This is a genomic window from Vibrio olivae (genome assembly GCF_042428525.1).
Classification (GTDB): domain Bacteria; phylum Pseudomonadota; class Gammaproteobacteria; order Enterobacterales; family Vibrionaceae; genus Vibrio; species Vibrio olivae.
Genome location: NZ_JBHMEP010000004.1, coordinates 264640 through 275537, shown reverse-complemented (window position 1 = coordinate 275537; position 10898 = coordinate 264640). Strand labels below are relative to the sequence as shown.

The window sequence follows — 10898 nt, the reverse complement described above, 5'->3', positions numbered from 1 at the left end:
AGTACGTCTGGTACGCTTAGTCATAGTTTCACCTGTCATGCTATGAGGTGTATCTTAACACCTCTAATCAGGTGGCCAAATTCACTATGCCACTACAAATATACAGCTTCGTCTACAATTGGCGGGTAGTAAATTGGTTGATCATTCAATGAGCCGATCACATTCTTATTTCGCAAAATTGCATTAACCGTGGATTCAGCAAGAGGAGAATTCAACGCCCCTTGAACTAACTCCCCCTCATCATTGTATGTATATCTGGCTAAAATTAAATTTGGTTTTTCATCCACTGAAACAAAACCTTTTAGGTTGCCTTTCGCCTCTAACTCTCTCAACTCATTCATAATTCGTAAAGCGCCCCATCCACGCTCCAATTTCAGCTCAAAGATCTTCTGAATAATCTCTGCATTTTGAGGAATAACTTCATGACCCTTTCGGTCAGGTGAACGAGCCAGCCAGATAGGAGTTTTAGCTATGTGCTTCATTCCCTTATCTTTCATGGTTTTATTGCTTGCTCGAATCCTTGCACTTTTCTGAGACGACTCTTGGTTTGCAAGGTAGATGCTTATCTCAAGCAAAACTCTTGCACTTACTCCTTCAATCCCTTGCATATCCTCTTCAAAAACAATATCCCATTTTGTAATTGCTATTTTCACACCTGCTGTAAGGATTTTTTCGAACTGTTTACGTACAAAATCAGGCTTCGCTCGGCTAAATCTATCTATTAGCTCAATAACAATAATGTCACCTTTTGCTATAAAGCCACGTTCAATGTCATTCATTAGCTGACCAAGCTCACCTTTTTTTAAGTTGGCTGATGTATACCCACTGCGCCCTCTATCTTCATAAATTTGTCCACGGCTGTAGCTTGGTAACCCCTCATCAACTCTTTTCTTATTGTGGTTTTCAATCCAGATTTCACTGCCTTGCTGCTGACGATCAATACCATGCCCTTGTTCACTTTGAACGGCTTTACTAACACGATGATAAAGGTGGTATTTGCTCATGTTTGATTCTCAATATGCTTTTTGATTATGCAGCTTATCATACAATTTACTTTCGCAAACTGTGGCCTGCCTTATCATGTGGGCGGTGACATCAAAGAGCGTGGAAATTTACTGCTTCAAACACCCGAGAGTTTTTTAGCGCGCTTTAATGTCGATGTGCGTGTGATGAACGAAGTCGTCAGCATTGATCGCCAGAAAAAAACCGTGACGGTAAGAAACTTAGTTGATCGTAGCGAATACCAAGAGAGCTATGATTTTCTGTTATTAAGCCCTGGTGCAGGCCCTGTCGTTCCACCAATCCCAGGCATTGATAATCCATTGACGCATTCTCTACGTAATATTCCCGACATGGACAATATCCTGCGCACACTTCACACCAATAAACCCACTCATGCCACCGTTGTTGGTGGGGGTTTTATTGGCCTAGAAATGATGGAGGCATTTCACCAACTGGGTATAAAAACCACGCTGCTAGAAATGGCCGATCAAGTGATGACCCCTGTTGACCGCGAGATGGCGGGTTTTGTACATGCTGAGATTCGAGATAAAGGCATTGATCTACGTCTTGCGACCGCATTAAACGCCATTGAATATAAACCCGCAACGACCATTGCGAGTGAAGACGCAGGCCAGCAAACGGACCAACAACATATCAGCGGAGAACTTGAACTGACATTAAGCAATGATGAACGAATCACCACCGATATTTTAATTATGGCTATCGGTGTTCGCCCGGAAATTCAACTCGCTCAGCAAGCTGGATTAGATATCGGTAAACTGGGTGGGATTGTTACAAATGCTTATATGCAAACCAACGATGAAGCGATTTATGCGGTTGGCGATGCAATCGAAGAGCAGGATTTCGTGACAGGCGAATCGACACTTGTGCCACTTGCAGGGCCTGCGAACCGCCAAGGACGAATCGCCGCAGACAACATGCTTGGCCGCAGTGAAGCCTATCAAGGCACTCAAGGAACCGCGATTTGCAAGGTTTTTGATTTAGCGGTTGCTTCGACGGGTAAAAATGAGAAACAACTTCGTCGGGATGGCATTGATTTTCAAAAAGCCTACGTTCATACCGCGAGCCACGCTAGCTACTACCCAGGAGCTCAAGTTGTGTCATTAAAGCTTCTTTTTACGCCGCAAACGGGCAAGATCCTTGGTGCTCAGGCTGTTGGTAAAGACGGCGTAGATAAACGCATCGACATTCTGGCTGTCGCACAACGCGCCGGAATGACCGTCGAACAATTGCAACACCTTGAGCTCACCTATGCGCCTCCATATGGCAGTGCGAAAGATGTCATCAACCAAGCCGCCTTTGTCGCAAATAATATTATTAAAGGCGATTCTACGCCTATCTATTTTGACCAAATCGATGATTTAAATGACAACCAATTATTACTCGATGTGCGTAACCCTGGCGAGCTAAAAAATGGTTACTTAGACGGTGCTGTGAATATTCCCGTTGACCAGCTGCGTCAGCGTATGCACGAACTGCCAAAAGACAAAGAGATCATCATTTACTGTCAGGTCGGCCTACGTGGTAATGTTGCTTATCGTCAGTTGGTGAATAACGGCTACAAAGCCCGTAATTTGATTGGAGGCTACCGCACTTATCTATTTGCCAACGCGTAATTGATACCAACAGCGAGTAACGACAATTAGCCAGACCTATGTGCTGGCTAATTTTATCGGTAACAAGTGTTAAAACATGGTGTTGTTGTTCGCGGATTTTTCTGGCACATCTTGACTTACATCCCAGTGTTCAACGATTTTTCCATTATCCAACCTAAAGATATCGACAATCGCGACACCTCTTGTTCCGGGGCTTCTCACCGCATGAACGTGAAGAATGACATAATCCCCATCAACAAAGCTGGCAGTAATTTCACTATGCGATTGCGGATACTTCTCGCGTAAAAAGGTGACAAAACCTCGAAATCCCTCTGGCCCATCCGCTGCATGAGGGTTGTGCTGAATATAAACGTCACCGACGTATTTTAGTGCCTCATCGGCGTCCTTCTTGTTGAGTCCGGCTTCATAAAAATTGAGTACTGTTTGACGATTTTGCTCTTTTTGAGACAGTGCTTCATCAGCATACGCCGCGGTAGAGAGTTGGAAAAGTGCAACACAGAGTAATAAGAGTTGGAACATTTTACGCATATAGGATTCCTCAGTTTAACCACCAATCATCGGCAAGAGTCACTGATGGTCTTCAAGTTCGATACTCATATCAGGATGAGTAGAAGCAGTCTGCCAGCAGCACTGAAAAAATATAAGTACGTACTTTTCTGTAAGTATGATTTTTTAAGACTCGTTCCTGTTGGTTTTTCTAATAATCTTTTAAATGAGAATCAACGAATTACTCAAAATACTAACGCGCAGTGGCGATGGTCGCCCCCCCTGAAACCTTATTACTTCGGTAAAACCATATTACTTTGGTAAATGGGATTAAACCCATCTTTGTTATCGTCTTGAGCACCGTTGGTGAATTATTATCCGAACTTGAATTATATTCATGATAATGATGAATATAATTCCATTAACAGACATCTAGCCATCTATTACTATGAACTCTCAATTTAGTCGTCATTAAAAGGGTTTTGTCATGGCCATTCGTCCTCCATTTCGTTCCGATGTTGTCGGAAGTTATCTTCGTCCTGATTATCTGCATCAAGCGCGCCGTGATTTTGCACAAGGGAATATCAATAAGCAGCAACTGACAGAAATTGAAAACAAAGCGGTTAACGAGCTTGTCGAACAACAAAAGAAAGCTGGGCTACAAGTGATTACTGACGGTGAGTTTCGCCGTGGTTTTTGGCACATCGATTTTCTTGAGAACCTAAATGGCATAGAAGGCTACGTTCCAAACACAGGCTACAACCAAAAATTCCAAGGCAAAGCAGCGCCGGCGTATAACATTCGATTGGTAGACAAAGTCTCCTTTGATTCTTCGCATCCATTTATCGAACATTTTGCCTACTTAAAGAAAGTCGCAGAGACAGGCGATGGCAGTGTAGCGAAAGCGACAATTCCTGCGCCAACCATGATTCTTCGCCAAGAAGTGTTGGCTAATGATGGCACATCCAAGATAGATGAAGTTTATCCTGATTTAACGCAATTTTACGCCGATCTTGCCACCACATACCAAGATGCGATCAAAGCATTTTACGATGCAGGTTGTCGCTACTTACAATTTGATGATACCAACTGGGCATTTCTCATTGATTCACAAAAGCGTGAACAATTGAAAGAGAAAGGCATCGACCCTGACAGTATTGCCCAAGTTTGTACCCAAATCATCAATCAAGCACTGGAAGTGAAGCCGAGTGACATGGTGATCACGACGCATATCTGTCGCGGTAACCATGCGTCTTCTTGGTTATTTTCAGGAGGTTACGAACCAGTGGCTGAGGCGCTGTTTGCCACCAACTACGATGGTTTCTTCTTGGAATATGATTCAGAGCGTTCGGGTGATTTTGCTCCACTACGTCACTGGAAAAACCGAGATAGCAAAATCGTACTAGGTTTAGTGACGTCAAAGTTTGGCGAGTTAGAAGACAAGCAAAACATTAAGGACCGAATTCAAGAAGCAACAGCCTTTGTACCACTCGATAATTTGTGCCTTAGCCCACAATGTGGATTTGCTTCGACTCAGGAAGGCAATAAAATCGAATTTGACGCCCAGTGGGATAAAATTCGTCTGATCAATGATATCGCCCAAGACGTCTGGGCTTAATAACTCGATTAGAACCGCCATTTCAAAAGCAGACTTAGGTCTGCTTTTTTGTTTACCCAACCCATAGTGACAACGTCACACGCGAAAGATAAAGAAAAGCCCCACCGAAGTGAGGCTTAAACGTTTATATAGCGTGATTACTCATCATCAGCATCTTGACGCGCTTCCATCGTCTCAAGCGCATGCTTCACAGACGTTGATTGCTCTTCATTTGCCGCTTGCCAGCCACCACCTAACGCTTTGTAGAGGTTCACGCGGCTAGTCAGCAAGTTAAGGTGAGAAGACAACTCACTTTCACGCGCCGCAAACAGCGAACGCTGTGCATCCAACAAATCAAAGTAGCTGTCACTGCCTTTTTCAAAGCGTAACTTTGCAAGCTGATAATAATCTTCGTTTGCATCTAAGTTCGCTTTTTGCGCGTTCCACTCTTCCATATAATACTGTTGGCCGAGCAACGCATCCGACACTTCTTTAAAGCCCGTTTCGATGGCTTGTTGGTACGCAATGATCGATGCTTCTTTACTGATTTCAGCAATATCTAGCTGAGCAGACGTTGCTCCCCAGTTGAAGATCGGCATTGTGATCGCAGGTGAGAAACTCCAGTAAGTCGCATCAGAACCAAATAAGCTATCCAAAGAACTTGAGCTGACTCCAGCTTGACCCGTTAAAGTAATTTGCGGGAAAAACGCGGCACGTGCAGCACCAATATTTGCATTGTCTGCTTTCAGTGTGTGCTCTGCCGCCATAATATCAGGACGAGACAGCAACAGCGCAGAAGTGCTTCCCACTTCAAGTTGCGACAAGATGCTGCCCTCTTCTGTCGGCAACTTACCTTCTAGACGAGCTTTAATCGGAGCACCAACAAGTTGGCGTAAGGTGTTGTAACCTTGTGCCACCGCCAGTTTGTATTGAGAGACGGTTGCTTGTGCACTATGTAACGCAGTTTTACTTTGCGCCAATGTCAGTGCATCACTAAAACCTGCATCATAACGAGTTTGGACAAGTTCCAATGTCTCTTCATAGGCTTTGACGGTATCTTCGCTTAATGCAAGAAGCTCCTGATTCGCCATTAAAGTCATGTAACTGGACGTCACTTCAGAGATCAATGCAATCACCGCACTGCGACGACCTTCTTCTGCCGCCATATACGTTTCAAGCGCTTGATCGCTTAAACTTTTTACTCGCCCGAAAAGGTCAAGTTCATAGCTGGTCACGCCGACTGTCGCGCTGTAAGTCGAACTGTATTGCTCACCGTTTCCGGTTAGAGCATCGGACGAGCGGGTACGGTTCCCCGAGGCATTTGCATCCAACCCAGGGTAACGATCAGCATCTTGAACGCGGTATTGCGCACGAAGCGCGGCTACATTCAAAATCGTTTGACGTAAGTCTTTATTGTTTTCAAGTGCAAGCTCAACAATCGATTGCAGCTTGAGATCCGCAAGGAACGTGCGCCACTCGGGCAGCACGGTCTCGTTGGTTACTTGCGTAGCAGTGGACTCTGACCAACCTTCACCTGATGTCGACACATCGGTTGATGAGCGTTGGTAGTCTGGCGCCATACTACAGCCGGCGAGCGCGCCGGCAATTAGAACAGAGAGTAACTTAGTTTGCATCCGTGTTCTCCTCTTGAGAAGACGGGTTCTGCGGTGGCGTACGGAACAATTTCATGACCATAACGAAAAACACCGGAACAAAGAAAATCGACAGCAAGGTCGCCGCTAACATACCGCCAACAACCCCCCAACCAATCGCATTTCGACTTGCAGCACCAGCACCAGAACTTAGAGCCAGCGGAAGTACACCAAGAATAAACGCAAACGATGTCATCATGATCGGGCGTAAACGCATACGACACGCTTCGATAGTCGCCTTAACCAGATCCATTCCTTCGTCATAAAGTGCTTTCGCAAACTCAACAATCAAGATGGCGTTTTTCGCTGACAAACCAATGGTGGTTAGTAGACCAACTTGGAAGTAGACATCATTTGATAGCCCTTTCAACGTCGCAGCAACAATCGCCCCTAGAATCCCCAGTGGCACAACCAGCATGACGGAGAATGGAACACTCCAACTTTCATAAAGCGCCGCCAAGGACAAGAATACAATCAGCAATGAAATGCCGTAGAGTAAACTGGCTTGCGAAGACGACTGTTTCTCTTGGAACGATGTTCCTCCCCATTCAACACCAAAACCAGGTGGCAACTGCTGAACGAGGCGTTCAATCGCTTCCATCGCCTGACCAGAACTCTTACCCGGAGCGGCAGAGCCTTGAATGTTCATTGATGGCGACCCGTTGAAACGCTCAAGACGTGGCGAGCCATAGGTCCAGTGATAAGACGCAAAAGCCTCAAAGGGAACCATTTCGCCGTCAGCATTTCGTACGTGCCACAGTTTCATGTCCTCTGGATCCATACGGTAAGGCGCATCAGACTGAACATACACTTTCTTGATACGACCATTATCGATAAAGTCATTCACATAACGTGAACCCCAAGCGGTTGAAAGCGTCGAGTTAATATCACTCACTGCCACGCCCATTGCCATCGCTTTTTCGTAATCGATATCAATTCTAAATTGTGGCGAGTCTTCCATACCATTTGGACGAACTGACGTTAAGTCACCATTTTGCGCCGCCATACCCAATAGTTGGTTACGAGCATTGAGCAGAGCTTCATGACCTTGGTTACCACGGTCAACCAGATAGGCATCAAAACCACTGGCGGTCCCCAAACTTGGTATAGCTGGGAGGTTAAAGGTATAAACCTGCGCATCTTTGATTTGAGATAACGCCCCCCAAGCTCGGCCGATAATCGCATCAACAGATTGATCAGGACGTGTACGTTCATCCCAGTCGGTCAACTTGACGAAAGCCAAACCCATGTTTTGTCCACGACCTGCAAAACTAAAGCCTGCGACCGAGAAAACAGAAACCACGTTGTCTTTTTCGTCTTCCAAGAAGTGTTTACGCACATCATCAATAACATCAAGTGTACGCTCTTGAGTCGCACCACTTGGTAACTGAATCATGGTCATAAAGACCCCTTGGTCTTCTTCAGGTAGGAAGGACGTCGGAATGCGGTTCCACATAAAGATCAAACCACCGACCAGTACCAAGTAAACCATAACGTAACGAAGCTTGGTCTTAACACTCTTCGAAACCATGCCTTGATAACGGTCAGTTCCTAAGTCGAAACCTTTGTTAAACCAAGCGAGTGGCCCACGTTTTACCCCGTGATGCTCACCTTTTTTGATCGGCTTAAGCATGGTCGCACAAAGTGCTGGCGTTAAGATCATGGCTACCAGAACAGAAAGCACCATCGCCGATACAATCGTGATCGAGAACTGACGATAGATAGAGCCTGCCGCCCCACCGAAGAACGCCATCGGAATGAATACCGCGCTCAATACCAGAGCAATACCCACCAATGCACCGGTGATTTGCCCCATCGACTTACGCGTTGCCTCACGAGGTGGAAGACCATCTTCCTCCATAACCCGTTCAACGTTTTCAACCACGACGATGGCGTCATCCACCAGCAAGCCGATGGCCAGCACCAAACCAAACATCGTCAAGGTGTTAATTGAATAGCCAAAGGCAGACATCACGCCGAAGGTACCGAGCAATACAACCGGTACGGCGATGGTTGGAATCAAGGTTGCACGGAACTTCTGCAGGAACACATACATCACCACGAACACCAAGATGATCGCTTCAACTAATGTATGTACCACTTCTTCAATCGAAATTTTAACGAATGGCGTTGTATCGTACGGGTAAACGATTTCGAGATTATCAGGAAAGAAATCTTGCAGTTCGGCCAACTTAGCACGCACGCCATCCGCTGTGTCTAGCGCGTTCGCACCCGAAGCCAAACGAATCGCAATACCAGTGGCGTAGTTACCGTTGTATTCTGCCACCGCAGCGTAGTTTTCGCCGCCCATTTCAACGCGAGCCACGTCTTTAACGCGAATTTGAGCACCATTGGTATCCACTTTCAGTAGGATATTTTCAAATTCATCAACCGTACTTAAACGGCCTTGCGCGGTGATCGTTGCACTTAATTGCTGGCCTTCAACTGCTGGGTTACCACCGAGCTCACCGACCGACACCTGCGTATTCTGATTGGTGATCGCCGTGCTCACATCGTTTGGCGTTAAGTTAAACTTGTTCAATTTGTGTGGATCAAGCCAGATACGCATAGCGTGCTGGGCACCAAACACTTGAATTTCACCCACACCCTGAACGCGGCTTAGCGGGTCACGGACGTTTGACACTACGTAGTCAGACAGCTGAGTGTTGTTCATCGAGCCATCTTTTGAGATAAAGCCGACCACCATTAAAAAGCTGTCTGCTGACTTAGCAACTGTTACCCCTTGGTTGACAACCGCATCAGGTAAGTTGGGTTCTACCGCACTCAACTTATTTTGTACCTGAACCTGAGCAATATCAGGATCAGTCCCTGTCGCAAACGTCAATGTAATTTGGAAGTTACCAGCTGAGTCACTGTTTGAAGACATGTAAAGCATGTTATCGATACCATTCATGTTCTGTTCGATAACCTGAGTCACACTGTCTTCTACTGTTTTCGCAGATGCACCAGTGTACGAACCAGAAATACTGACCGATGGTGGTGCTATTTGCGGATATTGCTCAACAGGTAATGTCGTAATCGACAATACGCCGCCAAGCATAATAAGGATCGCGATAACCCATGCAAATATGGGTCTATCAATGAAAAAACGAGCCATAAATTACATACCTATTGTTTGTCGATTTGTTGTGGGTCTACCAGACTGCCATCACCAATTTTTTGAAGGCCTGAAACAATCACTTGATCGCCTTCAGACAGACCATCAGTCACGAGCCAATTGGTACCAACAACACGGCTTGTTGTCACAACGCGATCTTCAACTTTATTTTCGCTATTGACGATTTTCACGTGCGCTCGCCCTGTCGTGTCACGGCTTACCGCTGCTTGAGGAACCAAGATAGCGCTGTCAACATTGTCGACGGGCACTTTGGCACGAACGTACAAACCAGGTAGTAAAGTGTTATCTTTGTTGGGCAGTAACGCACGCAGCGAGACTGTTCCCGTTGATTCATCGACTGAAACATCAGCAAATTGCAAAGAAGCGGGTTGATCAATCTCAGTACCGTCGTCTAAGGTCAGCTTGATGCCACTGACTTTCATTTCACCTTGGCTGGTTGCGCGCTGGCGCAATTTCAACACAGTGTTACTCGGCTGAGAAAGGTCCACATAAAGAGGGTCAATTTGCTGAATAGTCGCAAGGTAATCCGTTTGGCTTGCAGTGACCAATGCCCCTTCAGTCACAAACGATTTACCAATACGCCCAGAAATCGGCGCTTTAATCTCGGTATAATCTAAATTGATTTGAGCAGATTTCACCGCGGCTTTCGCTGCCATTGAGCTAGCAAGCGCAGCACGATAAGTGGCATCTGCGTCTTCATAATCTTGTTCACTGATCGCTCGGTTCTTCACCAACTCACGATAACGCTCCGCCTGAAGTTTGGCGCGTTGTAACGTCGCTTGAGCAGAAGCAAGTTCCGCTTTGGCACTGTCTAACGTCGCTTCGTAAGTGGCGGGATCGATTTGATACAGCACATCCCCTTTTTCGACTTTACTTCCCTCTGTAAAGAGTCGATCGATAATAATACCGTTAACCTGAGGACGAACTTCCGCGACACGATAAGCGCTGGTACGACCCGGCAAGGTATCCGTAATTTCTACGGGTTGGGTTTCAATGATGACGGACTCTACAGCAGTCGCTCTAGGCTCTTGACCTGGCGCACCTCCTGATTGGGCTTCCTGTTCACAAGCGGTCAATGCCATCGCAAGTCCTATGGCAATCATAGAATTACGATATTTAGGCAAGACTTTCGTCATAGTGTATCTCCTGATCATTATATTTTTAATGCTTTAGCCTGGTCATAAAGGTAATACTTTAGAGCTGACCTAAAAGCATGGCTGCTATGTTTAGACTACACCTTGCTTTCAGTCACAACATATCTTCTGTTAATTTTTATAGGCAGCGAGTCTCATAAAAAACGTTTATGCAAATTTGCAGTCAACGATTGGCCTATTTCTTTATTATCCAGACGGACAATAATAAGTCCAGTCTATCTTTTTAAGCAA

6 protein-coding genes and 1 pseudogene are annotated in these 10898 nt (G+C 45.7%); 2 read left to right on the top strand and 5 right to left on the bottom strand.

Annotated features, from left to right (window positions below):
* Nucleotides 1-92 precede the first annotated feature (92 nt).
* Entirely contained in the window at nt 93-1004 is a 912-nt protein-coding gene (locus ACFFUV_RS15165) for a recombinase family protein (RefSeq protein ID WP_390194416.1), read from the bottom strand.
* 48 nt (nt 1005-1052) lie between these two features.
* On the opposite strand from ACFFUV_RS15165, the pseudogene ACFFUV_RS15160 reads away from it, so the two are divergent.
* A pseudogene (locus tag ACFFUV_RS15160) lies at nt 1053-2639 on the top strand (FAD-dependent oxidoreductase); the annotation flags it as partial.
* A 69-nt stretch (nt 2640-2708) separates the two neighbouring features.
* On the opposite strand, the gene ACFFUV_RS15155 reads toward ACFFUV_RS15160, so the two are convergent.
* The gene (locus ACFFUV_RS15155) at nt 2709-3167 is read right to left on the bottom strand and encodes a nuclear transport factor 2 family protein (RefSeq protein WP_390194415.1); all 459 of its coding nucleotides are present in this window, start codon (nt 3165-3167) and stop codon (nt 2709-2711) included.
* Nucleotides 3168-3612: 445 nt separating this feature from the next.
* Between ACFFUV_RS15155 and ACFFUV_RS15150 the strand changes: the two genes are divergently transcribed.
* Complete coding sequence (locus ACFFUV_RS15150; protein ID WP_390194413.1) at nt 3613-4743, top strand: 5-methyltetrahydropteroyltriglutamate--homocysteine S-methyltransferase; 1131 nt, start codon at nt 3613-3615, stop codon at nt 4741-4743.
* Nucleotides 4744-4880: 137 nt separating this feature from the next.
* Here the strand turns inward: ACFFUV_RS15150 and ACFFUV_RS15145 are convergent, their stop codons facing one another.
* From ACFFUV_RS15145 to ACFFUV_RS15135, 3 genes are read right to left on the bottom strand one after another with little or no spacing between them, the layout of a single operon-like run.
* Nucleotides 4881-6356: an efflux transporter outer membrane subunit gene (locus tag ACFFUV_RS15145; protein ID WP_390194411.1), complete on the bottom strand. Its 1476-nt coding sequence runs from the start codon at nt 6354-6356 to the stop codon at nt 4881-4883.
* The gene (locus tag ACFFUV_RS15140) at nt 6346-9492 is read right to left on the bottom strand and encodes an efflux RND transporter permease subunit (protein ID WP_390194409.1); all 3147 of its coding nucleotides are present in this window, start codon (nt 9490-9492) and stop codon (nt 6346-6348) included. Before ACFFUV_RS15140 ends, ACFFUV_RS15145 begins: the two co-directional genes overlap by 11 nt.
* Nucleotides 9493-9503: 11 nt before the next feature.
* Entirely contained in the window at nt 9504-10649 is a 1146-nt protein-coding gene (locus tag ACFFUV_RS15135; RefSeq protein ID WP_390194406.1) for an efflux RND transporter periplasmic adaptor subunit, read from the bottom strand.
* Between the last annotated feature and the right edge of the window lie 249 nt (nt 10650-10898).

What these genes read in the sequence shown, in the direction of transcription:
- ACFFUV_RS15135 (WP_390194406.1), bottom strand. Translation starts at nt 10,649, where the DNA reads ATGACGAAAGTCTTGCCTAAATATCGTAATTCTATGATTGCCATAGGA.
- ACFFUV_RS15165 (WP_390194416.1), bottom strand. Translation starts at nt 1,004, where the DNA reads ATGAGCAAATACCACCTTTATCATCGTGTTAGTAAAGCCGTTCAAAGT.
- ACFFUV_RS15155 (WP_390194415.1), bottom strand. Translation starts at nt 3,167, where the DNA reads ATGCGTAAAATGTTCCAACTCTTATTACTCTGTGTTGCACTTTTCCAA.
- ACFFUV_RS15140 (WP_390194409.1), bottom strand. Translation starts at nt 9,492, where the DNA reads ATGGCTCGTTTTTTCATTGATAGACCCATATTTGCATGGGTTATCGCG.
- ACFFUV_RS15150 (WP_390194413.1), top strand. Translation starts at nt 3,613, where the DNA reads ATGGCCATTCGTCCTCCATTTCGTTCCGATGTTGTCGGAAGTTATCTT.
- ACFFUV_RS15145 (WP_390194411.1), bottom strand. Translation starts at nt 6,356, where the DNA reads ATGCAAACTAAGTTACTCTCTGTTCTAATTGCCGGCGCGCTCGCCGGC.